Below are 25,726 nucleotides of genomic sequence, written 5' to 3' on the forward strand. Positions count from 1 at the left end.
CCGACCCCGGCCAGACCCGCTTTGATCAGCTCGCGCAAGCCCCGGTCGTCCCGCGGGGGAGGCGGCGCAGCCGATCTGCCGACGACGTCCTTGGCCATTGTTCCGCCCCTCTTGATGGTGTACTAGTACGCCTAGGGGTAATGGTGACCGGTGGCGGCTCGGAGCGGAAATGATCTCTTCTTTTCGGAGCGAGTTTTTCGTTGCCGGATGGCTGCCGCCGCAGTTCTCGCCGTTGTCCGGGCTTGCCGAGGAATTGTCGATCATTGTCGGTGGAGGGTGTCGTGACCATCCGGATGGACCGCGAACGCGTCAACGAAGTCTCTTCGCCCTCGGTGATCGAACTCGCGCTGCGCTGGCTGGCGACCTGCAAGGACGGTGAACCGCTCCGGTTCCTCCGCTACGCGATCGAAGAACCGGCGAGCAAGTCGGCCGCTGCCCTTCGCCCGCTGGTGGCGCCGACGGCGTTGTTGTCCGCTGAGGCGGCCGAGACGCGCGCCTTCGCCGTGTGGGGACTGATCGTCGACGAGATCGGCAAGCTCGGCTCAGCCGGGGATTCCCGCCGCCGCAACACCTTGATGGCGGCGTTCCGGGTACCGCCGGCACCTGGCGAAACCGCCTGGAAGGCGACCCTCGACGACCGATTCAAGCAACTGATGCGGCTGCAAGGCGTATTCGGCGACCCGCCACCCAGCACCACCACCCCGATGCACAAGGCCTGGCGGCGGGCGGTCTGCGGGTTGGCCGCCTGCCTGGCGGAGAAACTGGTCTCACTGGACGAGCAAGGCTGGCGGTCCTACATCGACATCGGGCGTGCGGTGGCCGCAGTGACGAGCGACAGGCGCACCAGCTGGCAAGCTCGAGCGGCTTCCAAAGGGGCGCAGCCCGTGTTCGTGGAGCGCATGATCGTAACGGTGGTGATGCACCGCAGAACGGTGCGGCGCCGGATTACCGAACGCGACATCATCGCCTGCGAGGACGGCGTCGACGGGTATGACGTCCACGCGCTGACCGGCTGGACGCACGAGCCGGAGCAAATTCCGATGACGGCTCTCTGGGCGTGTCGGCTGGTTGCCTCACCCGGCGCGCATCCGGGCGACCCCGTGCGGGCGCGCCTGCGCTTCCGTCGGACGCTTCGCAGGGACGAGCGATACGCCTTCGTGTCCGAGGCCCTCGACGGGGAACTCGACGAAGAGCGTTGCTGGGTCAACGTCGACGTCGATCACCACGGCATCGCGCCCGGCGTGTGCGCTCCGGACGGCAAGCCGGTCGCCGGCCTGACCGTGCAGATCACTTTCGACGAGAAAGATCTTCCCGAAGGTTGCTGGTGGTATGCGGAGCAAACTGAATACGAACGGCGGTGCCGGCCGCCGGACGGTGATCCGCATCTGCTCGCCGTCGAGGACGGTTTTGTCCGGCACACCTTCATCGACGGATGCCATCCACGGGAGTGTTACGGGATAGCTTTCAGGTGGAAATCCCCGTGACCGAACCGAGTTCACGTCTGGTGACGAGGATTTCTCCCCCCTTCATCGACGACGATCCGGTCTTGTTCAGCTGATGATATCTACTTCGTTGCCGGTGTTGCCGCCGCCGCCGTGTGGCCCGGCCGGCGCCGCGACGGTGACGACAGTGTTCGTCGGTTCCGGCGCAGTCGGCGCCGGGACGCTCATCGGGCTCACCGCAATGGCCAGCACGACCACTGACGTGCGCCAGGTCGTCTTGTTTCGCGGACTGCTCTTGTCGGGGTCCACCCTGAGTTTCCTTTGCTTGATCGGAAAGTTTACTCACGGTAGAGGCAGGGCGGACGACACGATCGAGAGCTCACGTTTCTCGTTCGTGTCGGTGTTGCCGCATTAAGCTGTGGTGGGCCGTGCAATCTCTGTGGCCAAGCGCCCGCCTAGACCCGCTTCGCGGCCAGCCGTTCCGCCCGCGGCCACCGCACATCGGTCGCCCAGCCGAGCCGCTCGAACGCCCAGATCACCCTCGCCGACACATCGACCTGCCCCCGCAGCACCCCGTGCCGCGCGCACGTCGGGTCCGCGTGGTGGGAGTTGTGCCAGGACTCGCCCATCGACAGCAGGGCCAGCGGCCAGAAGTTTGCCGCGCGGTCACGGCTCGCGAACGGCCTCTCCCCGATCAGGTGGCACACCGAATTGACCGACCACGTCACGTGGTGCAGGAACGCGATCCGCACGAGACCCGCCCAGAAGAACGCCGTCACCACGCCCCACCAGGACCACGAAATCAGCCCGCCCAGGATCGCCGGCAGGGTCAGGCTCAGCGTGATCCACAGCCAGAAGTAGCGGTTCACCCAGCGGACGTCCGGGTCCGCCACCAGGTCGGGGGCGAAGCGGTCCGCGTTGGTCACCTCGCGGCCGAACATCCAGCCCATGTGCGCGTGCCAGAAGCCGCGCAGCAGCGCCGACGGCGATGTGCCGAACAGCCAGGGCGAGTGCGGGTCGCCCTCGCGGTCGGCGAACGCGTGGTGCCTGCGGTGGCTGGCCACCCAGAAGATCACCGAACCCTGCACCGCCATGCTGCCCGCGATGGCCAGCACCACCCGGAGGGGACGCGACGCCTTGAACGCGCCGTGGGTGAAGTAGCGGTGGAAGCCGACGGTCACCCCGAGCGTCGCGAACGTGTAGAACGCCGCCGCGAGGATCAGGTCGATCCAGCTCATGCCCCAGCCCCACACCAGCGGGACCGCGATGAGCAGTGCCGCGAACGGCACCAGCAGAAAGGTCTTGAGCACGATCATCTCGCCGGTGCCGCGGCGGTGGGAGACTAGCGGCTTGGGCGCGGTGCGCGAGGTCATGGCGCGAACCCTAACCCACGGCCGGGACGCACACGCCGACGCGGAGTCAAGCCCGCCTTGACGTCAGGCGGCGGTGAGCTCGCGCGGTGCCGGCACCAGCGAAATCACCGGACCGCGGTCGCGGCTGCCCGTCCACAGCGTCGCCGTCGCGATGATGACCGCCATCGCGCCCAGGACGTGGAACGACACCATCGCCTCCGGCACGCCCAGCGCGTACTGCAGCGAACCGAGGCCGCCCTGCGCGACGGCGACCACCCAGACCCAGGTGTAGCGCTGCCACAGGCTCTTCGGGGCGCCGACGCGCAGCAGCTGCAGCCCGAACACCGCGAGCAACAGCAGGTAGAGCACCAGCAGTCCGCCGTGGACCTGGGCGAGCGCCTCGACCGGGGCGTCGAGGCGGTGGGTGTTGATGTCCCCGCCGTGCGGGCCGGCGCCGGTCACCGTGGTGCCCGCCACGAGCACCAGCCACATCACGGCGGCGAGCGCGACCAGGATGCCCCGGCCGGAGGCGGGGACCAGCGACCGCGCGGGCTCGTCGCCTTCGCGGAACGCACGCAGCAGCAAGACGGCGAGCCAGACCAGGGGAGTCGTCGCGAGGAAGTGGATCGCGACCGTCCACCACTCCAGCTTCGCGAGCACGGTGAGACCGCCGACGACGGCCTGCAGCACAACGCCGCCGGGCATCGTCCAGGCCAGCTTGACCAGGCGCTTGCGGCCCGGGTGGTCGAGCTGCACGCGCCACGCCGTCACGACCGCGATGGCGGCGACGACGATGACGACGCCGGTGAGCAGCCGGTTGCCGAACTCGATCCACTGGTTGAGCGCGTCGATCCCGGAGTCGTGCTTCGGCACCAGGCTCCCGGCGACGCACTCCGGCCAGGTCGGGCAGCCGAGCCCGGACCCGGTGACGCGCACGATGGATCCCGTGACGCCGATCAGCGCCTGCGCGAGGACCGCGGCGATCCCGACGGCCCGCTGCACGGCGGCGGAGGGAAACGGCAGACGGGCGACGAGGCTGGTGAACGGCACGGCACCGATGGTAGAGCGCGCCGGGATCCGGCTTTCGGCAGGTCCCGGCGCCCAGAACGGCTCAGCCGGCGCAAGGGACCAAGGTCACTCGGTTTTCTTGACCTTCTTCTGGAAGAGCCCCATCGACTGGGCGAACACGCTGCCGAACAACAGCACGGCGATGGGGACGGTCTTGACCCAGAAGGCGCCCGCGCCGAGCGACGCGAGCAGGACGATCAGCCCGATCAACACGGCGAGCATGACGAGCATGAACAGAGCGACGCGCGTTTTAGAAACCATGTGACTGCCCCTCGGGTCCGGATCCGGTCCGGCTGACCTTCCCAAGGCGACGCGGGGTCCGTGAGGTCAGTTTTACCCGTTGCGGAACATCAAGTGAGCTTCGTCGTGCGCGAAGCCAGGGCTCCCGCGAGAACCGCCCACACCGCGAGCACCACCATCGGCCCGGGGGCGAACGAGCCGTCCACCAAGGCCGCCCGCATCCCTTCGGCCAGCGCTCCCGACGGGAGCAGCTCGACGACGACCGCCAGGCCCGGCGGCAACGCGGACGGCGCCAGCAGGATCCCGCCGGCCAGCAGGAGCGCGAACCAGACGATGTTCGCCAGCGCCAGCACGGCTTCGGCCCGCAGGGCCCCGCCGAGCAGCACGCCCAGCGCCCCGAACGCCAGCGTTCCCAGTACCAGCAGCAACACCGCCGCAGCGAGGCCCGGGAACGAAGGCGACCAGCCCAGGAACGCCGCCACCACGCCGATGATCACCGCCTGCAGGACCACGACCACCAGCGCCGCCGAGAGACGGCCGGCCACCAGCAGCCACCGCGGCAGCGCCGTCGCCGAGAGGCGCTTCAGCACGCCGTAACGCCGGTCGAACCCGAGCGCGATCGCCTGGCCCGTGAACGCCGACGACATCACCGCCAGCGCGAGGATCCGCGGCGTGATCCAGTCCACCTTGGCCGTCGAGCCCAGCTGCGAGGCGGGCAGGATGTCCAGCAGCGACAAGCCGATCAGCAGGGCCAGCGGGATGAGCAGGGTCAGCAGCACCTGCTCGCCGTGGCGGAGGGTGAGGCTCGCCTCGACCCGCGCGTGCGTCCGCAGCATCCGGCCCAGTGACCCGCGGCCGGGGGCCGGGGTGAAGGTCCCGGCGGGAAACGAAGTCATGCCCGCAGCTCCCGTCCGGTCAGCTCCAGGAAGACCTCTTCCAGGGTTCGCTTGCCGACCTGCAGTTCCTCCGGCAGCACGCCCTGCTGCGCGCACCACGCCGTGACCGTCGACACGACCTGGGGATCGACCGAGCCCAGCACCACGTACATCCCCGGCGCCGACTCGCGCACCGCGTAGCCCTCCGGCAACGCCGCGGTCAGCAGCGCCGTGTCGAGCCGCGTGCGGGCCTTGAACCGCAGCCCGGCATTGCCGGACTCGTCCACCGTCAACGACTGCGGCGCGCCGGAAACGACCACCTTGCCGTGGTCCACGATCACCACCGTGTCGGCCAGCGCCTCGGCCTCCTCCATCAGGTGCGTGGTCAGCAGGACCGAAACGCCGTCGGCGCGCAGCGCGCCCAGCAGGTCCCACACCAGGTGCCGGGCCTGCGGGTCCATGCCCGCGGTCGGCTCGTCGAGGAACACCAGCTCCGGCCGCCCGACCAGGGCGCACGCCAGCGAAAGCCGCTGCTGCTGCCCGCCGGAGAGGCGCTTGAACGGCGTCCGGCGCACCGGGGCCAGCCCGAGGACCTCCAGCAGCCACGCCGGGTCCAGCGGCGAGGCCGCGCAGGAAGCCACCAGCCGCAGCATCTCGTCGGCCCGCACGCCCGGGTACGCACCGCCGCCCTGGGGCATGATCCCGATGCGGGGGCGCAGCGCCGCCGACTCCCGCACCGGGTCGAAGCCGAGCACGCGCACCGTGCCGGCGTCAGGCTTCAGGAAGCCTTCGCAGACCTCGACGGTGGTGGTCTTGCCGGCCCCGTTCGGGCCGAGCAGGGCGAGCAGGCTGCCGCGCTCCATCCGCAGGTCGAGGCCGTCGACCGCGCGGGTGGAGCCGTAGTTCTTGACCAGCCCGCTGATCTCGACGGCAGGGACGCTCACGTCGGGTCACGATACGGCGTCGGCCCGCGCGGGCACCCGCGGGGACGGCCGGGAGAGCAACACGGGGGCGAGCCGCCGCACGATCAGCATGCCCGCGCCGCAGACGACGATCGCCGCGACGTAGGCGAACGGCAGCACGTACGGGCGGCCGTCGAAGGTGCTGCCGGTGGGCGGGAGCAGGAACGGCAGGGCGGCGGACAGCACCGTCGCGGCCACCCGGAACCGGGACGTCCCGGCCGCCGCCGCCAGCGGGATCACCGCCCACAGCACGTACCAGGGCTGCAGGTTGATCTGCAGGATCATCACCGCGCCCAGTGCGACGCCGAGGCCGATGATCGGCCGGTAGCGCCACTTGAAGCTGTCCCACAGGAACTTGAAGGTGATCCCGACGGCGACGAGGTAGCCGAGCGCGCCGAGGATCGGCACCAGCGCGTTCGTGTGGTTGCCCAGCCCGAGCGCGATGCCGAGGACGCCGGAGAGGTTGGCCAGCTCGGCGGTGGGGGAGATCCAGGAGCGGACCAGGCCGGGGGTGTTGAACGTCGCGCCGACCCAGCCGAACCCCAGCCCGGTGCCGAAGCAGACGGCCACCAGGACCACGCCGAACCACGCCGCCATCGGTGCCCCGGCCGAGAACAGGTCCTTGAGCCGGCCGTGCCACCGCCGGGCCACCATCACGGCGAAGAACGGCAGCGCGAACACCGCGGGCAGCTTCACCGCGACGCCGAGCGTGATGATCGCGACCCCGAGCGCGATGTACAGCAGTTCCCCGCGCGCGAGCGGAGGCGGCGTATCGCCCTTGACGCGGATCGGCAGCCGCCGGATGCCCACCTCCAGGCCGGCGAGCATCAGGCCGACGGCGAGCGCGTCGTTGTGGGCGCCGGCGACGAAGTGGAAGATCAGCAGCGGGTTCAGCGCGCCGAGCCACAGCGCGGTCGCGGGCTGGACGCCGAACCGGCGGGCCAGCCGGGGCAGCGCCCAGACGATGAGGACGACGCCGGCCAGGGCCAGCAGCCGCTGCAGCAGCACGCCGACGGCGATGCTGTTGCCGGCGAGCGGCGCGAGCCAGCCGCCGAGGCGCAGCACCAACGGCCCGTACGGCGCCGGCGTCTCGCGCCACATGTTCGACACGCCCGCGGTGAACTTGTCCGCGACGCCGAGGGCCTGCGCCGGGCCGAGGGTGTAGGGGTCCATCCCGCGGTGCACGATTTCGCTCTGCGCGAGGTAGCTGTAGACGTCGCGGGAGAACAGCGGGGGGATGACCAGCAGCGGCAGCACCCACAGCGCGATGGTGCGCGCGAGCTGGCCCTGCGACGCGAGGCGGGCGCGGTCGGGGAGGGCGAACTTGCCGAGCATCAGCCAGCTCAGCACCAGGATGCCCATCCCGGAGATGGCGATGGCCAGCGACACCGTCGGGATCCGGGTGAACAGCCGCAGCACCGGGATCTCCTGCACCGGGTTGATCACCGGGGCGGCGCCGGCGCCGAGGGAGCCGAGCGCGAGGAAGAGCGACCCGATCGTGCCGAAGCGGCGGACGACGTTCAGCGCGCGCCGTTCGCCGGCCTCCAGGGGGAGCGGTTCGCGGGGGCGGACGGGCGAGATCGTCACCGCGTGGACACGCTCGGTCGCGATTCGTTCCACTTGCCGGCCCTGCTGCGCCGGGTGTTCGCCCACTGCCACGCCTGCAGGGTATCGGTGCCGTCCCGGAGTGAGTCGAGTCACTGCCGGACACCCCGCCTTTGCCGATCACGGGGAAATAAGACACACTTGTGTTGTGAAAAAGACGGAGGCGAGCGAGCGGGCGGGCGGCGATCTGCCGCGGGCCACGCATCCGCACGTTCCGTCGCAGGTCAGCGCCGAAGGCAAGACCCGGCACGAGATCGCCCGGCTGCTGCTGGAACAGGGTCCCATGACCGCCGTCGTGGTCGCCGAGCAGCTCGGGATCAGCCCGACCGCCGTCCGCCGCCACTTCGAAGCTCTTCTCTCGGATGGCGAAGCCGAGACGCGGGACGCGCCGCGCCGTGGACCCCGAGGCCGGGGTCGTCCGGCGAAACTGTTCCTGCTCACCGAGGCCGGGCGCGCCCGGTTCGGGCACGCCTACGACGACCTGGCCGTGTCGGCCATCCGCTTCCTCGCCGAGCACGCCGGCGAAGACGCCGTGCGCGCCTTCGCCGAGCGCCGCGTCGCGAAGCTGGTCGAGCCCCACCGCCTGTCGATCACCGGAGCGAGTGATCCGGCGACGCGCGCGGAGGCCCTCGCGACCGCGCTGACCAGGGAGGGCTACGCTGCGTCGACCCGTCAGGTCGGCGCTCCGGCCCCGGGTCAAACCGTCGGCGCGCAGCTTTGCCAGCACCACTGTCCGGTCGCCCACGTGGCCGCGGAGTTCCCGCAGCTGTGCGAGGCCGAGACGGAGGCGTTCGCGAAGCTGCTGGGCACCCACGTCCAGCGGCTGGCGACCATCGCGCGCGGTGATTCCGCGTGCACCACCCACGTACCCGTTACGACGGGTCACCCGGCCCATCCCGAGCCGGGAAGCACGGTGCCCACTGGGCGCACAGCACGGATCCCGAATGGAGGGAAACCCGCATGACTGCCGCTGCCGAGCAGCGCACTCCCACCACCGCGCCCTTGAGCCAGGAAGAGACCATCGAGTCCCTGGGCAAGTACGCGTTCGGCTGGGCCGACTCCGACGAGGCGGGCTCGACCGCCCGCCGCGGGCTGAACGAGGACGTCGTCACCGACATCTCCTCGAAGAAGTCCGAGCCGGAGTGGATGCGCGAAGCGCGACTGAAGGCGCTCAAGCTCTTTCAGAAGAAGCCCATGCCCAACTGGGGCGCGGACCTCTCCGGGATCGACTTCGACAACATCAAGTACTTCGTGCGCTCCAGCGAGAAGCAGGCCACCAGCTGGGAAGAGCTGCCCGAGGACATCAAGAACACCTACGACAGGCTGGGCATCCCCGAGGCGGAGAAGCAGCGCCTCGTCGCCGGTGTCGCGGCGCAGTACGAGTCCGAGGTCGTCTACCACTCGATCCGCGAGGACCTCGAGAAGCAGGGCGTGCTCTTCCTGGACACGGACACCGCGCTCAAGACGCACCCGGAGCTGTTCGAGGAGTACTTCGGCTCGGTCATCCCCGCCGGGGACAACAAGTTCTCCGCGCTGAACACGGCGGTGTGGTCCGGTGGCTCGTTCATCTACGTGCCCAAGGGCGTCAAGGTGGACATCCCGCTGCAGGCCTACTTCCGGATCAACACCGAGAACATGGGCCAGTTCGAGCGCACCCTGATCATCGTCGACGAAGACGCCTACGTGCACTACGTCGAGGGCTGCACGGCGCCGATCTACCAGTCCGACTCGCTGCACTCGGCGGTCGTGGAGATCATCGTCAAGAAGGGCGCCCGCTGCCGCTACACGACCATCCAGAACTGGTCGAACAACGTCTACAACCTGGTCACCAAGCGCGCCAAGTGCGAAGCGGGCGCGACCATGGAATGGATCGACGGCAACATCGGTTCCAAGGTGACGATGAAGTACCCGTCGGTGTTCCTCATGGGCGAGCACGCCAAGGGCGAGGTCCTGTCGGTCGCGTTCGCGGGCGAGGGCCAGCACCAGGACGCGGGCGCCAAGATGGAGCACCTCGCGCCGTACACGTCCTCGACGATCGTGTCGAAGTCGGTGGCGCGCGGCGGTGGCCGCACCTCGTACCGCGGCCTGGTCCGCGTCGCGAAGCGCGCGCACCACTCGCGCTCCAGCGTCGTCTGTGACGCGCTGCTGGTGGACACCATCTCGCGCTCGGACACCTACCCGTACGTGGACATCCGCAACGACGAGGTGTCCATGGGCCACGAGGCCACGGTGTCGAAGGTCAGCGAAGAGCAGCTGTTCTACCTGATGTCGCGCGGCCTCGACGAGGCCGAGGCGATGGCGATGATCGTGCGCGGGTTCGTCGAGCCCATCGCGCGTGAGCTGCCGATGGAGTACGCGCTCGAGCTGAACCGCCTGATCGAGCTCCAGATGGAAGGGTCCGTCGGCTAGTCATGTCGGTTACCGAGAACAACGTTTCCGGCGCGCTGCGCGAGGGGGCCGTCATTCCGGCGGCCTCCCGCGCGGAGCGCTTCACCTCCTACGACGTCGAGGCCTTCGAGGTCCCGAGCGGCCGTGAGGAGAACTGGCGCTTCACGCCGATGAAGCGGCTGCGCGGCCTGCACGACGGCAGCGCGTCCGCCACCGGCGAGATCACCCTCGAAGCCGACGCCGCGCCCGAGCTGGGCATCGTGACCGTCGGCCGCGACGACCCGCGGCTGGGCCAGGCCGGCGTCCCGAGCGACCGGATCGCCGCGCAGGCGTACTCCTCGTTCACGAAGGCCACCATCGTGACGGTGCCGAAGGAGACGAAGGCGTCCAAGCCGTCGGTGCTGCGCATCCACGGCCCGGGCGAGGGCCAGGTCGCCTACGGGCACCTGCAGGTCCGCGCCGAAGCGTTCGCCGAGGCCGTCATCGTGCTCGACCACGTCGGCTCGGGCACCTACGCCGACAACGTCGAGTTCGTCATCGGCGACGGCGCCAAGGTCACCGTGGTCAGCGTCCAGGACTGGGCCGACGACGCGGTGCACGTCTCCGAGCAGCACCTGAAGCTGGGCCGCGACGCCGCGCTGCGGCACACCGTGATCACCCTGGGTGGTGACCTCGTCCGCGTCTCGCCGACGGCGACCTTCACCGACAAGGGCGGCGACGTCGACATGCTCGGCGTCTACTTCGCGGACGGTGGCCAGCACCAGGAGCACCGCCTCTTCGTCGACCACGCGGTGCCGAACTGCAAGTCCCGCGTGGGCTACAAGGGCGCGCTGCAGGGCGAAGGCGCGCACACCGTGTGGATCGGCGACGTGCTGATCCGGGCCGCGGCCGAGGCCACCGACACCTACGAGTTCAACCGCAACCTGGTGCTCACGCCCGGGGCGCGTGCGGACTCGGTGCCGAACCTGGAGATCGAAACCGGCGAGATCGAAGGCGCCGGCCACGCGAGCGCGACGGGAAGGTTCGACGACGAGCAGTTGTTCTACCTCCAGTCGCGCGGGATCGCCGAAGAAGCCGCTCGACGCTTGGTCGTCCGCGGGTTCTTCCACGAGATCCTGGTGAAGATCGACGTCCCCGAGGTGCGCGAGCGCCTCGAGGCCGCGATCGAGGCCGAGCTCGAAGCCGTTGGCGCCTGACGCCGTCCACCGCAGACTTTTAGGAAACGAAGAATGGCTACCCTGGAAATCAAGGACCTGCACGCCTCGGTCGACACCGACGAAGGCGCCAAGGAGATCCTCAAGGGCGTCAACCTGACGATCTCCTCAGGCGAGACGCACGCGATCATGGGCCCCAACGGCTCCGGCAAGTCCACCCTGTCCTACGCGATCGCCGGTCACCCCAAGTACCACGTGACCTCCGGCGAGGTGCTGCTCGACGGCGAGAACGTGCTCGAGATGAGCGTCGACGAGCGCGCCCGCGCCGGCCTGTTCCTCGCGATGCAGTACCCGGTCGAGGTGCCCGGCGTGTCCATGTCCAACTTCCTCCGCACCGCGGCCACCGCGGTCCGTGGCGAGGCTCCCAAGCTGCGCCTCTGGGTCAAGGAGGTCAAGGAGGAGATGGGCAAGCTCGAGATCTCGCAGGAGTTCGCCGAGCGCTCGGTCAACGAGGGTTTCTCCGGCGGCGAGAAGAAGCGCCACGAGATTCTGCAGCTGGCGCTGCTCAAGCCGAAGTTCGCCATCCTCGACGAGACCGACTCCGGCCTCGACGTCGACGCGTTGCGCGTCGTGTCCGAGGGCGTCAACCAGTACAAGGCGAACAGCGAGGTCGGCGTCATGCTGATCACGCACTACACCCGGATCCTGCGGCACATCACGCCGGACTTCGTGCACGTCTTCGCCGGCGGCAAGATCGTCGAGTCGGGCCAGAAAGCATTGGCCGACGAGCTGGAGGAGCACGGCTACGTCAAGTACGCCGGCAAGCCCGAGCCGGCCGCGCTCTGACGTTTTTCCCAGTACTACACCGAGAACGAGAGGAGTCGGCCCGATGACCACCACCTCGGCCAGCTCTGCTGATGCTGCCTCAGCGGGAAAGAGTGCTTCGGCAGAGCTGCCACTCGACGTGGCGGCCCTCAGGGCCGACTTCCCCATCCTGTCGCGCACGGTTCGCGACGGGAAACCCTTGGTGTACCTGGACTCCGGGGCGACGTCGCAACGCCCGACGCAGGTGTTCGACGCCGAACGCGACTACGTCTTCACCTCGAACGCCGCCGTCCACCGCGGTGCGCACCAGCTGTCCGAAGAGGCCACCGACGCCTACGAGTCCGCGCGCGCGAAGATCGCGGAGTTCGTCGGCGCCGAGCCCGAGGAACTGGTGTTCACCAAGAACGCGACCGAGGGCATCAACCTCGTCGCGTACTCGATGAGCAACGCCGCCACGGGCGGCCCGGAGGCCGAGCGCTTCCGGGTCGGGCCGGGCGACGAGATCGTCATCACCGAGATGGAGCACCACGCGAACCTCGTGCCGTGGCAGCAGTTGTGCCAGCGCACCGGGGCGACGCTGAAGTGGTTCAAGGTGACCGCGGACGGCCGGCTCGATCTGTCCGAAGTGGACGAGCTCATCACCGCGCGCACGAAGGTCGTCGCGTTCGCGCACCAGTCCAACGTCCTCGGCACGGTCAACCCGGTTTCGCTGCTGGTCGAGAAGGCCAAGGCGGTCGGCGCGCTGACCGTGCTCGACGCCTGTCAGTCGGTGCCGCACTTCGCCGTTGATTTCCACGCGCTGGGCGTCGACTTCGCGGTGTTCTCCGGGCACAAGATGCTCGGCCCGTCCGGCATCGGCGTCCTCTACGGGCGCACCGAGCTGCTGTCGGCGATGCCGCCGTTCCTCACCGGCGGATCGATGATCGAGATGGTCCGCATGGAGGGCTCGACCTTCGCGCCGCCGCCGCAGCGGTTCGAAGCCGGCGTGCCGATGACGTCGCAGGCCATCGGCCTCGGCGCGGCCGTCGATTACCTCTCGGGCATCGGCATGGACCGCATCGCGGCACACGAGCACGAGCTCGCCGCGGCAGCCCTTGAGGGCATCGGCGCGATCCCGGGCGTCCGGATCGTCGGACCGACCGACCTGAAGGATCGCGGCGCGACCGTGTCGTTCGTGATCGACGGCGTGCACCCGCACGACGCCGGCCAAGTGCTCGACAGCCTCGGCATCGCGGTCCGCGTCGGCCACCACTGCGCGTGGCCGCTGCACCGGGCCTGCGGCGCCCAGGCGACCGTCCGGGCGTCGTTCTACCTGTACAACACGCTGTCCGAAGTGGACGCGCTGGTGGCGGGTGTGCGCGAGGCCCAGAAGTTCTTCGGGGTGGGGCAGTGAACCTGGAGAGCATGTACCAGGAAATCATCCTGGACCACTACAAGAACCCGCACGGGCGCGGCCTGCGCGACCCGTTCGACGCCGAGTCGTTCCAGGTCAACCCGACCTGCGGCGACGAGGTGACCCTGCGGGTCAAGCTCGACGACGGGAAGGTCACCGACGTCTCCTACGATGGCCAGGGCTGCTCGATCAGCCAGGCCTCGACGTCGGTCTTGACGGATCTCGTCGTCGGCCACACGCTCGAGGAGGCGTTCACCACCATGGACGCCTTCGTCGAACTGATGCAGGGCAAGGGAAAGGTCGAGCCGGACGAGGACGTGCTGGAGGACGGGATCGCCTTCGCGGGCGTAGCCAAGTACCCCGCCCGCGTGAAGTGCGCCCTCCTCGGCTGGATGGCTTTCAAGGACGCCGTCGCCCGGACCACCAGTGGAGATGGGAAAGCATGACCGAAGAAACCGCCACTCGTGAGGGGCGCACCGCCGCCGACCTCGACGCCGAGGCCACCGCGAAGCAGGACATCGAGCTCGCCAAGCTCGAGGACGTCGAGGAAGCCATGCGCGACGTCGTCGACCCGGAGCTCGGCATCAACGTCGTCGACCTCGGGCTGGTCTACGACATCCGCGTCGAGCCGGACAACACCGCGACGATCGACATGACGCTCACCTCGGCGGCCTGCCCGCTGACCGACGTCATCGAAGACCAGACCTCGGCCGCGCTGACGTCGGGTGGCCTGGTCAAGGACTTCCGGATCAACTGGGTCTGGATGCCGCCGTGGGGCCCGGAGAAGATCACCGAGGACGGCCGCGAGCAGCTGCGCGCCCTCGGCTTCACCGTCTGATTTCTTCCGCATCGAACGGGTCACCCTCCGGGGTGGCCCGTTTGGTGTATAACGACCTGTACCGCACGTGCCAGGTCAGCGCGTAGAGGCCGAGCGCGACGGCGAAACCGCTGCAGGCGCCGGTGGCAAGCAGGTAGGTCGCGTTGCCGACCACGCCCGCAGGGGTCATCGGGTCGTGGTGGGCGAAAAAAGGCAGCACGGACGCCAGCACTCCGGTGAGCGAGCCGGCCGCCAGGAACGCGGCGACGGTCTTCCGGTGGCGGGTGCCGGGCGGCGCCGGTGCGACGGGCGCGGTGCGGTACCAGCGCCACAGCCACCAGCCGAGCACGGCGGCCCCGGCGAGGGTGCTGACCAGCTGGATCAGCCGTCCGACGTCGACGCCGGTGACGATCGGGATCCGCAGGAACGAAGGCCCGCCGCTTTCGTGGGTGAAGGCGTCCCAGCCGACGTGCGTGGCGGCACCGAGCACGAGTGACAAGGCGATCCACCCCGGCCGCTTCCAGCCGAAGCGGCGGGGGAGCCGTTCGGCCAGGGGTTTCGGCGCCAGCGCCAGGAGCGGCCCCTTCAGCAGCACGTGGAAGACGGCGAGCAGGGCCAGCGCGAGGAGCGGGTCGAGCCAGAGGACCGCCGTGAACTCGTGAGTCCGGGACAGGCCGAGCCCTTCCGGCGCGGGCAGGAACCAGAAGAGATCGGGCGCGACCGACCCGGCGACGAGCGCCGACGGCACCAGGGGGTGTTTCGCCAGCGGCAGCACGGCGGCCGGGTGACTCAGCGTGAACGGCACGGGGGTTAGTATCCCGGGGTGGTCCTGCGGTCGATCGTCCTGTTCCTGGCCGCGGCGGTGTGCGAAATCGGCGGCGCCTGGCTGATCTGGCAAGGCATCCGCGAACACCGCGGTCTGCTGTGGATCGGCGGCGGAGTGGTGGCGCTCGGCGTGTACGGCTTCGTGGCGACCCTCCAGCCGGCCGCCCACTTCGGCCGCATTCTCGCCGCGTACGGCGGCGTGTTCGTCGCGGGTTCGCTGGCCTGGGGCGTGGTCGCGGACGGTTACCGCCCCGACCGCTACGACGTGCTCGGCGCGCTGCTCTGCCTGGCCGGGGTCGCGGTGATCATGTACGCCCCGCGCGCGGGGTAACGCCGCCGACGAGGGTGCGATAGATCTTCGTGACCGAAATGTCTTTCCCGCCCGCGCCGCCATCCGCAGCGAAACGCTCCGGCGGCTCCAAGCTGCTGCTGATGATGATCGCCGTCATGGTGCTCGGCGTCGGCGCCGGTGTCTACGGCTTCGGCCGGCTGACGCTGGGGTACCAGGCTTACGTATTGCAGAGCGGGAACATGAGCCCGACCCTGGCGACCGGCGACCGGCTCGTCGTGCGCCGGGCCGGCGCCGCCGAGGTGCACCGCGGGGATCTCGTCGCCATCGACATGAGTGCGTACACCGCATCGCCCCGCGAGGGAGTCAGTGTCGTCCGTGTGGTCGGGGTCGCGGGGGACACGGTCGCCTGCTGCACCGACGAGCACCTCTCGGTCAACGGCAAGCCGATCACCGAGCCCTACATCACGCCCGGCTACGAAGGTCTCTTCGAGTTCTCCGCCAAGGTGCCCGAGGGCGCGATCTTCGTCGAAGGTGACAACCGGGGCAATTCCGACGACTCACGGTTCGGCGGCCCGGTGCGGTCGTCCGGCCTCATCGGGCTCGTGGTCGCCACCGGCACGGTCGTCACCCCGAAGCCGCTGACCCCGGTCAGCGCGTTCACCGACGCGGGCCTGCCCGGAGCGCCGTACTCCGACGGCGCCCTGACCGGCCTGCGGTGGTGGATCCTCGGCGGCGTCGTCCTGTTCATCGCCGGCTTCATCGGGCTGATCGTGACGCTCGTCCGGAACGCCGGAAAACGACGAAAAGCAGCCGCAGGCCCACCAGTGCGCTGATCACCAGCAGGTTGTAGCCGAACACCTGGTGCAGCGTCAGGTCCGCGGCGATCCGCGGGCCGCCCGAGCCGGTCAGCAGCAGGACCGCCATCAGCCCGGTCGCCGCGCCGACGAAGGCCAGCAGGGCTTCGTGGACCAGGCCGGTGACGACGTCGCGGTCGCGCTCGTCGGAGAACAGCCGGACGTTCACCGACAGCCTGCCCTCCTCCAGGGCCGCGCCGATCCGGTCGATGCGGCGGGGGATGCGGCGCAGCACCGGCAGCAGTGCGGTCAGTTCGCCGACCGCGGTGCGGCCCAGCGGGCCCGGCCGCAGCCCGGCGCCGACCTGCTCGACGGCGAACGCGCGGGACTCGGCGACGATGTCGAACCCGGGATCCAGCGCGGCGAGGGTGCCCTCCACCGTGGCCAGGGCGCGGAAGACCGCGGCCACCGGCGGTGGCACGCTGAGCCGGAAGTCCGCGACCACGCGGAACAGGCCGGTGAACAGGTCGAGGTCCGGGGTCCGGCCGGGGCCGAAGTGCCGGGCGACCAGGGCGCCGAGGGCGCGTTCGAGGCGCTGTTCGTCGATTTCGCCGGTGCGGTCGACGATTTCCAGGAGGCCGTCGCGCAGGCCGGCCGGGTCGCCGCGGTCCAGGGCGAGCAGCAGGTTCTGCAGGCCGCCGCGCAGTCCGGCGTCGAGGCGGCCGACCGAGCCGAAGTCGAGCAGGCCGAGGCGGCCGTCGTCCAGCAGCATCAGGTTGCCCGGGTGGGGGTCGGCGTGGAAGACGCCGCCGATCATGACCTGGTCGAGCAGGCAGCGCAGGAGCGATCGTGCGAGCCGTTTCCGCTCGGCCGCGGGCAGGGAGTCCTTCGCCGTGGTGAGCGGCCGGCCGGCCAAGCGGGACATGACCAGCACGCGGTCGGTCGATAGTCCTTTGTGGATTTTCGGCAGCGCGACGTCCGGCGGGCCCGCGGCGGCGACGGCGGCGATGTTGCGCGCTTCGATGGTGAAGTCGAGCTCCTCGGCCAGCGCTGCGGCGAAGCCGTCGGCCAGCTCGCTGACGCCGAGCGACCGCGCCCAGTCCGCGCGGTCCGCCAGCGCCGCGGCGACGCGGCGGACGATGCCGATGTCGCGCTCGGCCTGCTCCCGCACGCCCGGGCGCTGGACCTTGACCACGACGTCTTCGCCGCTGTGCAGCTTCGCGCGGTAGACCTGCGCGACCGACGCGGCGGCCAGGGGTTCCGGGTCGAACTCGGCGAAGACGTCGTCGGGGGAGCCCCCGAGTTCGGCGGCCAGCAGGGCCCACACGGCTTCGGCGCGGGCGGGCGCGACCTGGTCCTGCAGCCGGCCGAGCTCGTCGACGAACACCGGGGGCAGCAGGTCCGCGCGGGTGGAGAGCAGCTGACCGAGCTTCACGAACGTCACGCCGCCCTCCTCGAGGGCTCGACGCAGGGACCGGGCGAGCTTGGCGTGCCGTCCCGGCGCGAGACCGGGTTCACGCCGGCCGGTCAGGTAGCGGCCGAGCCCATGCTTGATGGCGATCCGGCTGATTTGGGCGTACCGGCGGCTGCGGGCGATCCGGCCCCGCAGCCGGCCGAGCCCGACGCCGTCGGGCAGGGCTATCTCGGCGACGAACAGGAAGATCAGCGTCGCGAGGAAAGCGCTGCCCGCCAACGGGATCAGCAGGCCGAAGGCCGCACCGCCGTTGCGCAGCAGCGGAACCGGGAACGCCTGTCCGATGCCGCCCGCGACCAGCCAGCCGAACCCGGCGGCGCACAGGGCGCGGACGGCGCCGATCCGGACGCCGAGCACCCGCCGCGACGCGGCCACGAGTGGCCACAGCACGAGCACGTACAGGGGGAGGGTCAGCAGGCCCAGCAAGATGTCCATCGGTTCCCTTTCGCCGGGGACGAGCAGACCACGGCGGCCGGGGCCGGGGGCTCCCGCGGCGGCGGGAGCGGTCTCCCTCCCGAGAGGGAACGACTTTCGGCCGTGGCCCCGGCGGTTGGTGACCTTCTAACCTGGTCGCGCGAATCACGGTGAAGTGCTCTGCGAACCGGACGAAGGAGTCTCAATGAACGGACGCGTGATCGGCCGGGTCGTGGCCTTGGCCATGGCCGTCGCGGCCCCGCTGGGCTTGGGCCTCGCCACCGCCCCGGCCGCCTCGGCGGCGGCGGTCACGACGCTGTACTACAGCTCGTCGGGCGCGCCGGACTACCTCACCCAGATTGATCAGGGCGCGGCCAACTGGAACGCGGCCGTCAGCGACGTCAAGCTGGTCAAGCGCAGCACGGGCGCGACGATCGTGTTCCACGAAGTGCACAGCGGCGGCTCGTACACGAACACCAACGGCCACGGCCGCGGCCAGATCTACCTGGACACGAGCCAGGTGGCGGAGGGCTACGACCCGACGCGCATCGCGGCGCACGAGCTCGGGCACAACCTCGGCCTGCCGGATCACTACAGTGGACCGTGCACGGAGCTGATGTCCGGCCACGGCCCGGGAACGGCGTGCAAGAACGCCAAACCGTCCACGGGCGAGGCGGCGAAGGTGCAGTCCTTGTGGGTCAACGGTCTGGTGGCCCAGACGGCCGAGATGCACACGGCCGCGCACTGAACCGAGCGCCCGGGCCTGGTTGTCCACACCCCGGCCGAGATGGGGACAACCAGGCCCGGGCGGCGGCTTTCCCGGCGTTTCGTCGGGCATCGCCGATAGACTGGACCTGGGACGCCCCCCGGAGAGGGTGGGGGCTGCTCATCCGGTCCTCTTCCGGTGCAGGCCCAGCGTCACCCCGGCGATGACCACGGCCCCGCCGAGGACCTGCACGAGCGTGAGCCGCTCCCCGGCCAGCAGGACCGCCCACCCCAGACCCGCCACCGGCACGATGTTCAGCAGGTTCACCGCGACACTCGGTTCGAGCCCGCGGAGGCCGTGGTTGTACAGCAGGAACGCCGCGACCGAACACAGCCCCGCCAAGAAGCCGATCCGCAGCACGGTTCCCCCGCCGGGGACGCTCCATCGGTCCACTTCGGACAGCGAGAGCAGCACGAACCCGCCCGCCCCGGCCAGGGTCTGGTAGTAGGTCACCACGATCGGCGACGCGCCGGAGCCATCCCGTCGCGCCAGGATGTTGTACACCGCCCAGACGAGGCCGCCCGCGATGAGGATCAGGTCGCCCCACAGCGAGTGCTCGCCGCGTTGCTGGCCCTGGACCACCAGCCAGACCCCCGCGATCGCCACCAGCATGCCGGTCAGCCGGACCGGGGAGACCGCCGTGCGGCCGGCCAAAACCTCCAGCACCAGCGTCATGATCGGGTACGAGGCCACGATCAGCGTCGCGTCGGAGGCCGTGGCCAGGTCGACGCCGACATTCTCCAGCGCGAAGTACGCCGTGATCCCGAGCAGGCCCGCGGCGCCGATGAACAGCCGTTGCCGGGGAGACGGCAGCCGCCGCCGGTCGGGGCCCGTGTGCACCGCCACGCCGAGGATGAGCGCCGCCAGGACGAAGCGCAGCGCGCCGAGGGTCATCGGCGGGACCTCCGCCAGTGCCACCTTGGTGACCGCGAACGAACTGCTCCAGATCAGCGCGGCCCCCAGGACGGCGGCCACGGAAAACCCGGCGCGCGCCGGAGACTCGGTGATCATGGGGCAACGGTAAACACGAACCAGAACTCCTCCGGAAAACGCCGTGCTAGATTCGGCGAACCAGCCGAAACAGCGAATTTCGCGAGCCTGCCAGAGGAGTGTGGTCCCGATGGACGAACTTGATACGGCCCTGCTGACCCTGCTCCAGGAGGACGCCAAGCAGACCAACAAGGAGCTCGCCCGCCGACTGCACATCGCCCAGTCGACCTGCCTCGAACGGGTGCGGGACCTGACCCGGCGCGGGATCGTGCGCGGGCACCACGTCGACGTCGACCTGAAGAAGATCGGCCGTCCGGTGCAGGCGATGGTCGCGGTGCGGCTGCGCCCGCCCGACCGCGCGGTGATCGAATCGTTCCGCGCCTTCGTGACGAGCCTGCCCGAAGTGCTGTCGGTCTTCGTCATGTCCGGCAGCGACGACTTCCTGCTGCACATCGCGGTCGCCGACAACGACCACCTCAGCGGGTTCGTCCTCGATCGGCTGACCCAGCGCCGGGAGATCGTCGACGTCCGGACCTCGGTCATCTTCAACCACTTCCGCCGCACCGTGGTGACGCCGCCGTCGCCCGACGGCGAGGCGTGAGGCGCTTCCACCGGGAGAGGGAGGCGCCGGCCGGGGTCCGGCTGCGAAGATCGGCGGGTGCGCATCCTCCGGCCCCTGACGAGCAAGGCGACCTACCGCCGCTGGGTCTACCTCGTCCTCGGCGGCGCCATCAGCGTGCCCTACCTGCTGTTCTCCGCGGTCGCCGTGCCGTCGCTGCTGCCGTTCGTCACCACGCCGGAGCGGGCGACCGTCGTCGGCGGCCTGTTCACCTTGGCCGTCCTGGCCGGGACGGCGTTCCTGCCCGCGGTCCACGTCCTCGAGTCCACCGCGGTCCGCGAGCTGCTGGACGACCCGGTGCCGGACGCGCCCGCGAAACCGCACACCCGCCGGGGCCGATCGCGCGCCGCCGTGATGTTCGTGCTGCACGTCGGCGCCGGGTTCGTCGTCAGCTCTTTCAGCCTCGCCGCCCCCGTCGCGATCGGGCTGTCGATCAGCGCGGTCTTCACCGGGCGCCTGTTCCAGACCGACGGCGGCGACGCGGTGACCGTGCCGACGGGCTGGGCGTCGGTGTGGCTCCCCGTGGTCTTCGTGTTCGGCCTGGTGCTGCTGATCTACGCGGTCCGGGTGGTCGGCGGGCTGCTGCGCCGGGCGGCGGCCCGGCTGCTCGGGACGACCGCCGCCGACCGGATCGCCCGGCTCGAACGGCGGACCGAGCAACTCGCCGAACGCAACCGCCTGGCCAGGGAGCTGCACGACTCGGTCGGGCACGCGCTGAGCGTCGTCACCGTCCAGGCGGGCGCCGCCCGGCGGACCCTGCGCACCGACCCGGACTTCACCGAGCGGGCGCTGGGGGCCATCGAGGAGTCCGCCCGCACGGCGCTCGACGACCTCGACCACGTGCTCGGCCTGCTGCGGGAGGAGGCGGCGGGCCGGACGCCGCAGCCGACGCTGGCCGGGCTGCCGGCCCTGCTCGAAACGACCCGGCTCGCCGGCACCGACGTCACCGCCGCCGTCGACGGCGACCTGGCCGCGGTGCCGCCGGTGGTGTCCCGCGAGGTGTACCGGATCCTGCAAGAATGCCTGACCAACGCGGTGCGCCACGCCGGTTGGGTCCCGGTGGCGGTGGTCGTCGACGTCGCCGCGCACGAGCTGGTCGCGCGGGTGACCAACCCGCTGGGGAGCGGCCCGCGCCGGCCCGGCGGCGGCCGCGGCCTGCGCGGGATGACCGAGCGGGTGGCGGTGCTCGGCGGCGAGCTGTCGGCCGGACCGGTGGACGAGCGGTGGGAGGTCGTGGTGCGGGTGCCGTGGGGGAGCGGGCGATGAGGGTGCGCGTCCTGCTGGTCGACGACGAGCCGCTGATCCGGGCCGGGCTCCGGGCGATCGTCGACAGCGAGGACGGCCTCGCGGTGGTCGGCGAGGCCGCCGACGGCGCCGAGGTCCCCGGGCTGGTGGCCCGGCTGCGCCCCGACGTCGTGCTGATGGACGTGCGGATGCCCGCGGTGGACGGGATCCGCGCCACCACGCACCTGATGTCCGGTTTGGACAATCCGCCGAAGGTGATCGTGGTGACCACCTTCGAGAACGACGACTACGTCTACGACGCGCTCGTCGCGGGAGCCAGCGGCTTCCTGCTCAAGCGCGCCCGGCCGGAGGAGATCGTCGCGGCGATCCGGACAGTCGTGGCAGGCGAATCGCTGCTGTTCCCGACGGCGATCCGGCGGCTGGCCGCCCAGCACGCCCCGGCCCCGGCCGGCGACGGCCTGGCCGCGGCCGGGCTGACCGAGCGCGAGCGCGAAGTCCTGCGGCTGATGGCGGGCGGGCTGTCCAATGTGGAAATCGCCGGCGAGCTGTACGTGGGCATCCAGACGGTGAAGACCCACGTGGGCAACGTCCTGGCGAAACTCGGGGCGCGGGACCGCACCCAGGCGGTCATCCGGGCGTACGACTCGGGGTTCGTGACGCCGTCGCGCTGATTCGGGATTACGAACGGCCCGCGACCCTGGCACTCGCCGGAGACGTGGCCGGGCGCCGGATCCTCGACACTTCCCGAGCTTCCTTTTCTTCGCCCTGGAAGCCGGGGCAACCTGAAACAGGGAGCCGTTCTGCGCGGAACGGCCGGGTCGAAGTTCGTGCTCGTCTTTCCGCTGGACGGTTCCTACGTCCGCGTGGTCCGGGGGCGGTTCACGACCGCCGGGTCCGCGTACGCCGATCTCGCCGCCGCCCGGAAAGGGGGGACTACGTTCCGGTGGAATGAGACTGCGCTCAGTCGAGGCAGAACTCGTTGCCCTCGACGTCCTGCATCGTCAGGCACGACTCGTTGTACTCGTCCGCCTCCTGGAGCCACAGACGTTTCGCGCCGAGCACCTCCAGGCGCGCGCACTCGGCCTCGAGAGCGGCGAGCCGCTCTTCACCGACGAGCCCCGTGCCGACCCGCACGTCGAGGTGCACGCGGTTCTTGACGACCTTGCCTTCGGGCACGCGCTGGAAGTACAGCCGCGGGCCGGCGCCGGTGGGATCCTGGCAGACGAACCCCGCACCCTGACGCTCGGGCGGCAGCGAGCGGTCGTAATCCGCCCACGTCGCGAACCCCGGAGGGGGCGGCGGTACGACGTACCCCAGCACCTCGCACCAGAACCGGGCGACACGCTCGGGTTCCGCGCAGTCGAAAGTGACCTGGACCTGCCTGACCGACGTCATGAGGCCACCATAGAGCGCGGGGCACCACGTTTCAGCCGAATTCCTCGAGGAGGCCCTGGATCGCCGCCGCCATCGCCGCCGGGTCGCCGTCGGCCGGACGCAGGACCAGATCGGGCGACGAAGGGCGCTCGTAGGGCGCGTCGATGCCGGTGAAGCCGGTGATTTCCCCGGCGCGCGCCTTCGCGTACATGCCCTTCGGGTCGCGAGCTTCGCACATCTCCAGGGGCGTGTCGACGAAGACCTCGACGAACGGCAGCCCGTCGTGCACTGCCCGGGCCCGGTCCCGGTCGGCTTCGTACGGGCTGATCAGCGAGGCGATCGCCACCACGCCCGCGTCCGCGAACAGGCGCGCCACCTCCGCCACCCGCCGGACGTTCTCGGCCCGGTCCGCCGGGCTGAACCCGAGACCCGCGTTGAGCCCGTGGCGCAGGTTGTCGCCGTCGAGGAGGTACGCCGGCCGGCCCGCCGCGACCAGGCGGCGTTCCAGTTCGACCGCCACCGACGATTTGCCCGACGCGGAAAGCCCGGTGAGCCACACCGTCGCGCCGCGGGTCGGGCGGTCCTCGCGCCGCACCGCCGCGGTGTGCCAGACCACCGGGGACGCCGGAGCGCCGGTGATCATGCCCGCCGCGACCGTGTCGCCGGTGTGCTCGTCGACCAGCAGGAAACCGCCGGTGACCCGGTTGCGGCGGTACGGGTCGAACAGCAGCGGTGCCCGCGTGCGCAGGCGGATCCGGCCGATGTCGTTGAGCCGCAACGACTCCGCCGTGTCGTCGCGGTGCAGGGTGGTGACGTCGAGGCGGTACTCCAGCCGTTCCACCGATCCCCGCGTTTCGGTGGTCGTGTGCCGCACCGCGTAGGTCGCGCCCGGGGTCAAGGCAGCGCGGTCGGAGAACCAGCAGACCAGGGCGTCCACTTCGCGGGCCGACTCCGGCCGGTTGCCGGGGCGGCAGAGCATGGCCCCGCGGCCGAGGTCGAGGTCGTCGGCCAGCTCGACCGCCACCGCCTGGCCGGTGAACGCCTCTTCCAGCGGCTGCCCGCCGGGACCCCACACCGCGCGCACCTTCGAGGTGAATCCCGAGGGCAACGCCACGACCTCGTCGCCCGGCTTGAACACCCCGCCGGCGATGGTGCCCGCGTAGCCGCGGAAGTCGGACCGGCGGATCACGTACTGCACCGGGAACCGCGCGTCGATGAGGTTGCGGTCGGAGGCGACGTGCACCTCCTCCAGCTGGTGCAGCAGCGAAGTGCCCTCGTACCACGGCATGCTCGTGCTGCGGTGGACGACGTTGTCGCCGTGCAGCGCCGAAACCGGCACGAACGTCAGGTCGGCGACGTCGAGTTTCATCGCGAACCGGCGGAAGTCCTCGCGGATCTCGTCGAACCGCTCCTGGGACCAGCCGACGAGGTCCATCTTGTTCACGCACACCACGAGGTGCCCGATCCCGAGCAGCGACGCGAGGAACGCGTGCCGCCGCGACTGCTCCAGCACGCCCTTGCGCGCGTCGACGAGGACCAGCGCCAGGTCGGCGGTGGACGCGCCGGTCACCATGTTCCGCGTGTACTGCAGGTGCCCCGGCGTGTCCGCGATGATGAACTTCCGCTTGGGCGTGGCGAAGTACCGGTGCGCGACGTCGATGGTGATGCCCTGCTCGCGCTCGGCCCGCAGTCCGTCGGTGAGCAGCGCGAGGTCCGGGTAGTCCTCGCCGCGGTCGCGGCTGGCCTGTTCGACGGCGGCCAGCTGGTCGGTGAAGATCGCCTTCGAGTCGAACAGCAGCCGGCCGATCAAAGTGGACTTGCCGTCGTCCACGCTTCCCGCCGTGGCGATCCGCAGCAGCTGCATCAGAAGTAGCCCTCTCGCTTGCGGTCTTCCATGCCTGCTTCGGAAATCCGGTCGTCCGCGCGGGTCGCGCCGCGCTCGGTGATGCGCGTGGCGGCCACCTCGGCGACCACTTCGGACGGTGTCGCCGCCGACGACTCGACGCAGCCGGTGCACGTGGCGTCGCCGACGGTCCGGAAGCGCACGGTCGCCTCGTACGGCGTTTCCCCGTCCACGAGCGACAGGAACCGGGTCGCCGCGAGCAGCATCCCGTCGCGCTGCACCACCGGTCGCCGGTGCGCGTAGTACAGCGGCGGCAGCGCGATCCGCTCGTCCCGGATGTACTGCCAGATGTCCAGCTCGGTCCAGTTCGACAGCGGGAAGATCCGGATGTGCTCGCCGCGCCGGTGCCGCCCGTTGTAGAGGTTCCACAGCTCCGGGCGCTGCGCCCGCGGGTCCCACTGGCCGTGCTCGTCGCGGAAGCTGAACACGCGCTCCTTCGCGCGTGCCTTCTCCTCGTCGCGGCGGGCGCCGCCGAACACGGCGTCGAAGCCGCCCTCGCGGATCGCCCGCAGCAGGGTCACCGTCTGCAGCCGGTTGCGGCTGGCCCGCGGCCCGGTCTCCTCGACGACGCGGCCCGCGTCGATGTCGTCCTGCACGCTCGCGACCGCCAGGCGCAGGCCGAGGGCGGCGACGGTCTCGTCGCGGAACCGCAGCACCTCGTCGAAGTTGTGGCCGGTGTCGACGTGCAGCACGGGGAACGGCAGCGGCGCGGGCCAGAACGCCTTCGCGGCGACGTGCAGCATCACCACCGAGTCCTTGCCGCCGGAGAACAGCAGGACCGGGCGCTCGAAGGTCGCCGCGACTTCGCGGAAGACGTGCACGGCCTCCGCTTCGAGCGCGGCCAGGTGCGAGAGCTCGTACGAGGTCACGGACACCGGAAAAAAGTAGAACATGTTCTTGTCATCGGTC

Annotated in this window: 27 protein-coding genes; 14 read left to right on the forward strand and 13 right to left on the reverse strand. The window is 70.5% G+C overall.

The window, feature by feature from the left end; translation table 11 throughout:
- Nucleotides 1-281 precede the first annotated feature (281 nt).
- Nucleotides 282-1,484, forward strand: coding sequence for a hypothetical protein (locus AB0M80_RS23135; protein ID WP_364568290.1), 1,203 nt, complete (start codon nucleotides 282-284; stop codon nucleotides 1,482-1,484).
- Between the two features lie 66 nt (nucleotides 1,485-1,550).
- On the opposite strand, the gene AB0M80_RS23140 is transcribed toward AB0M80_RS23135, so the two are convergent.
- From AB0M80_RS23140 to mptB, 7 genes are all read right to left on the reverse strand, one after another.
- Nucleotides 1,551-1,751 (reverse strand): hypothetical protein, encoded by a 201-nt coding sequence (locus AB0M80_RS23140; RefSeq protein WP_364568293.1) that lies wholly within the window; start codon nucleotides 1,749-1,751, stop codon nucleotides 1,551-1,553.
- 146 nt (nucleotides 1,752-1,897) lie between these two features.
- A complete protein-coding gene (locus tag AB0M80_RS23145) occupies nucleotides 1,898-2,815 on the reverse strand; it encodes an acyl-CoA desaturase (protein ID WP_364568296.1) in 918 nt (305 codons plus the stop codon).
- A 63-nt stretch (nucleotides 2,816-2,878) separates the two neighbouring features.
- Nucleotides 2,879-3,844 (reverse strand): COX15/CtaA family protein, encoded by a 966-nt coding sequence (locus tag AB0M80_RS23150; protein WP_364568299.1) that lies wholly within the window; start codon nucleotides 3,842-3,844, stop codon nucleotides 2,879-2,881.
- An 84-nt stretch (nucleotides 3,845-3,928) separates the two neighbouring features.
- Nucleotides 3,929-4,123: a hypothetical protein gene (locus tag AB0M80_RS23155; protein ID WP_364568301.1), complete on the reverse strand. Its 195-nt coding sequence runs from the start codon at nucleotides 4,121-4,123 to the stop codon at nucleotides 3,929-3,931.
- Between the two features lie 89 nt (nucleotides 4,124-4,212).
- A complete protein-coding gene (locus AB0M80_RS23160) occupies nucleotides 4,213-4,998 on the reverse strand; it encodes an ABC transporter permease (protein ID WP_364568304.1) in 786 nt (261 codons plus the stop codon).
- The gene (locus AB0M80_RS23165) at nucleotides 4,995-5,921 is read right to left on the reverse strand and encodes an ABC transporter ATP-binding protein (RefSeq protein WP_364568306.1); all 927 of its coding nucleotides are present in this window, start codon (nucleotides 5,919-5,921) and stop codon (nucleotides 4,995-4,997) included. The genes AB0M80_RS23160 and AB0M80_RS23165 overlap by 4 nt, the downstream gene beginning before the upstream one ends.
- Nucleotides 5,922-5,927: 6 nt before the next feature.
- Nucleotides 5,928-7,559, reverse strand: a complete 1,632-nt coding sequence (mptB, locus tag AB0M80_RS23170; protein WP_364568585.1) for a polyprenol phosphomannose-dependent alpha 1,6 mannosyltransferase MptB — start codon at nucleotides 7,557-7,559, stop codon at nucleotides 5,928-5,930.
- Between the two features lie 172 nt (nucleotides 7,560-7,731).
- Between mptB and AB0M80_RS23175 the strand changes: the two genes are divergently transcribed.
- The 7 genes from AB0M80_RS23175 (at nucleotide 7,732) to AB0M80_RS23205 (ending at nucleotide 14,142) form a co-directional block, all read left to right on the forward strand.
- On the forward strand, nucleotides 7,732-8,508 hold the full coding sequence (locus tag AB0M80_RS23175) for a metalloregulator ArsR/SmtB family transcription factor (protein WP_364568587.1): 777 nt from the start codon (nucleotides 7,732-7,734) through the stop codon (nucleotides 8,506-8,508).
- Complete coding sequence (gene sufB / locus AB0M80_RS23180) at nucleotides 8,505-9,953, forward strand: Fe-S cluster assembly protein SufB (RefSeq protein WP_364568309.1); 1,449 nt, start codon at nucleotides 8,505-8,507, stop codon at nucleotides 9,951-9,953. Before AB0M80_RS23175 ends, sufB begins: the two co-directional genes overlap by 4 nt.
- Nucleotides 9,954-9,955: 2 nt before the next feature.
- Nucleotides 9,956-11,128, forward strand: coding sequence for a Fe-S cluster assembly protein SufD (gene sufD / locus AB0M80_RS23185; protein WP_364568312.1), 1,173 nt, complete (start codon nucleotides 9,956-9,958; stop codon nucleotides 11,126-11,128).
- A 33-nt stretch (nucleotides 11,129-11,161) separates the two neighbouring features.
- The gene (sufC, locus tag AB0M80_RS23190) at nucleotides 11,162-11,932 is read left to right on the forward strand and encodes a Fe-S cluster assembly ATPase SufC (protein ID WP_364568315.1); all 771 of its coding nucleotides are present in this window, start codon (nucleotides 11,162-11,164) and stop codon (nucleotides 11,930-11,932) included.
- Between the two features lie 118 nt (nucleotides 11,933-12,050).
- Nucleotides 12,051-13,304: a cysteine desulfurase gene (locus AB0M80_RS23195; RefSeq protein WP_364568318.1), complete on the forward strand. Its 1,254-nt coding sequence runs from the start codon at nucleotides 12,051-12,053 to the stop codon at nucleotides 13,302-13,304.
- Entirely contained in the window at nucleotides 13,301-13,750 is a 450-nt protein-coding gene (gene sufU / locus AB0M80_RS23200) for a Fe-S cluster assembly sulfur transfer protein SufU (protein WP_364568321.1), read from the forward strand. The genes AB0M80_RS23195 and sufU overlap by 4 nt, the downstream gene beginning before the upstream one ends.
- A complete protein-coding gene (locus AB0M80_RS23205) occupies nucleotides 13,747-14,142 on the forward strand; it encodes a metal-sulfur cluster assembly factor (RefSeq protein WP_364568322.1) in 396 nt (131 codons plus the stop codon). Before sufU ends, AB0M80_RS23205 begins: the two co-directional genes overlap by 4 nt.
- Here the strand turns inward: AB0M80_RS23205 and AB0M80_RS23210 are convergent.
- Nucleotides 14,132-14,926 (reverse strand): DUF4184 family protein, encoded by a 795-nt coding sequence (locus AB0M80_RS23210; protein WP_364568324.1) that lies wholly within the window; start codon nucleotides 14,924-14,926, stop codon nucleotides 14,132-14,134. The two genes, AB0M80_RS23205 and AB0M80_RS23210, sit on opposite strands and share 11 nt — an antisense overlap.
- Before the next feature lie 18 nt (nucleotides 14,927-14,944).
- On the opposite strand from AB0M80_RS23210, the gene AB0M80_RS23215 reads away from it, so the two are divergent.
- Together AB0M80_RS23215 and lepB are read left to right on the forward strand one after the other, a co-directional pair.
- Nucleotides 14,945-15,277, forward strand: a complete 333-nt coding sequence (locus AB0M80_RS23215; RefSeq protein ID WP_364568326.1) for a YnfA family protein — start codon at nucleotides 14,945-14,947, stop codon at nucleotides 15,275-15,277.
- Between the two features lie 38 nt (nucleotides 15,278-15,315).
- Nucleotides 15,316-16,071 (forward strand): signal peptidase I, encoded by a 756-nt coding sequence (gene lepB / locus AB0M80_RS23220; RefSeq protein ID WP_364568590.1) that lies wholly within the window; start codon nucleotides 15,316-15,318, stop codon nucleotides 16,069-16,071.
- Here the strand turns inward: lepB and AB0M80_RS23225 are convergent.
- On the reverse strand, nucleotides 15,995-17,941 hold the full coding sequence (locus tag AB0M80_RS23225; RefSeq protein WP_364568328.1) for an AarF/UbiB family protein: 1,947 nt from the start codon (nucleotides 17,939-17,941) through the stop codon (nucleotides 15,995-15,997). The two genes, lepB and AB0M80_RS23225, sit on opposite strands and share 77 nt — an antisense overlap.
- 184 nt (nucleotides 17,942-18,125) lie before the next feature.
- On the opposite strand from AB0M80_RS23225, the gene AB0M80_RS23230 reads away from it, so the two are divergent.
- A complete protein-coding gene (locus AB0M80_RS23230; protein WP_364568330.1) occupies nucleotides 18,126-18,668 on the forward strand; it encodes a snapalysin family zinc-dependent metalloprotease in 543 nt (180 codons plus the stop codon).
- A gap of 138 nt (nucleotides 18,669-18,806) precedes the next feature.
- Here the strand turns inward: AB0M80_RS23230 and AB0M80_RS23235 are convergent, their stop codons facing one another.
- Complete coding sequence (locus AB0M80_RS23235) at nucleotides 18,807-19,697, reverse strand: DMT family transporter (protein WP_364568332.1); 891 nt, start codon at nucleotides 19,695-19,697, stop codon at nucleotides 18,807-18,809.
- 109 nt (nucleotides 19,698-19,806) lie between these two features.
- On the opposite strand from AB0M80_RS23235, the gene AB0M80_RS23240 reads away from it, so the two are divergent.
- Genes AB0M80_RS23240 through AB0M80_RS23250 form a run of 3 tightly spaced genes read left to right on the forward strand, consistent with a single transcriptional unit; the run spans nucleotide 19,807 to nucleotide 22,211 of the window.
- Nucleotides 19,807-20,277, forward strand: a complete 471-nt coding sequence (locus AB0M80_RS23240) for an Lrp/AsnC family transcriptional regulator (RefSeq protein ID WP_364568335.1) — start codon at nucleotides 19,807-19,809, stop codon at nucleotides 20,275-20,277.
- Between the two features lie 57 nt (nucleotides 20,278-20,334).
- On the forward strand, nucleotides 20,335-21,561 hold the full coding sequence (locus AB0M80_RS23245; protein ID WP_364568338.1) for a histidine kinase: 1,227 nt from the start codon (nucleotides 20,335-20,337) through the stop codon (nucleotides 21,559-21,561).
- On the forward strand, nucleotides 21,558-22,211 hold the full coding sequence (locus AB0M80_RS23250; protein ID WP_364568340.1) for a response regulator transcription factor: 654 nt from the start codon (nucleotides 21,558-21,560) through the stop codon (nucleotides 22,209-22,211). The genes AB0M80_RS23245 and AB0M80_RS23250 overlap by 4 nt, the downstream gene beginning before the upstream one ends.
- Before the next feature lie 289 nt (nucleotides 22,212-22,500).
- On the opposite strand, the gene AB0M80_RS23255 is transcribed toward AB0M80_RS23250, so the two are convergent.
- Genes AB0M80_RS23255 through cysD form a run of 3 tightly spaced genes read right to left on the reverse strand, consistent with a single transcriptional unit; the run spans nucleotide 22,501 to nucleotide 25,710 of the window.
- The gene (locus AB0M80_RS23255; protein WP_364568343.1) at nucleotides 22,501-22,935 is read right to left on the reverse strand and encodes a VOC family protein; all 435 of its coding nucleotides are present in this window, start codon (nucleotides 22,933-22,935) and stop codon (nucleotides 22,501-22,503) included.
- 31 nt (nucleotides 22,936-22,966) lie between these two features.
- The gene (cysC, locus tag AB0M80_RS23260) at nucleotides 22,967-24,778 is read right to left on the reverse strand and encodes an adenylyl-sulfate kinase (protein ID WP_364568345.1); all 1,812 of its coding nucleotides are present in this window, start codon (nucleotides 24,776-24,778) and stop codon (nucleotides 22,967-22,969) included.
- Nucleotides 24,778-25,710 (reverse strand): sulfate adenylyltransferase subunit CysD, encoded by a 933-nt coding sequence (gene cysD / locus AB0M80_RS23265; RefSeq protein WP_364568593.1) that lies wholly within the window; start codon nucleotides 25,708-25,710, stop codon nucleotides 24,778-24,780. The genes cysC and cysD overlap by 1 nt, the downstream gene beginning before the upstream one ends.
- Nucleotides 25,711-25,726: the final 16 nt, after the last annotated feature.

Origin of the sequence: Amycolatopsis sp. NPDC051045, assembly GCF_040682955.1 — a bacterium.
GTDB lineage: Bacteria > Actinomycetota > Actinomycetes > Mycobacteriales > Pseudonocardiaceae > Amycolatopsis.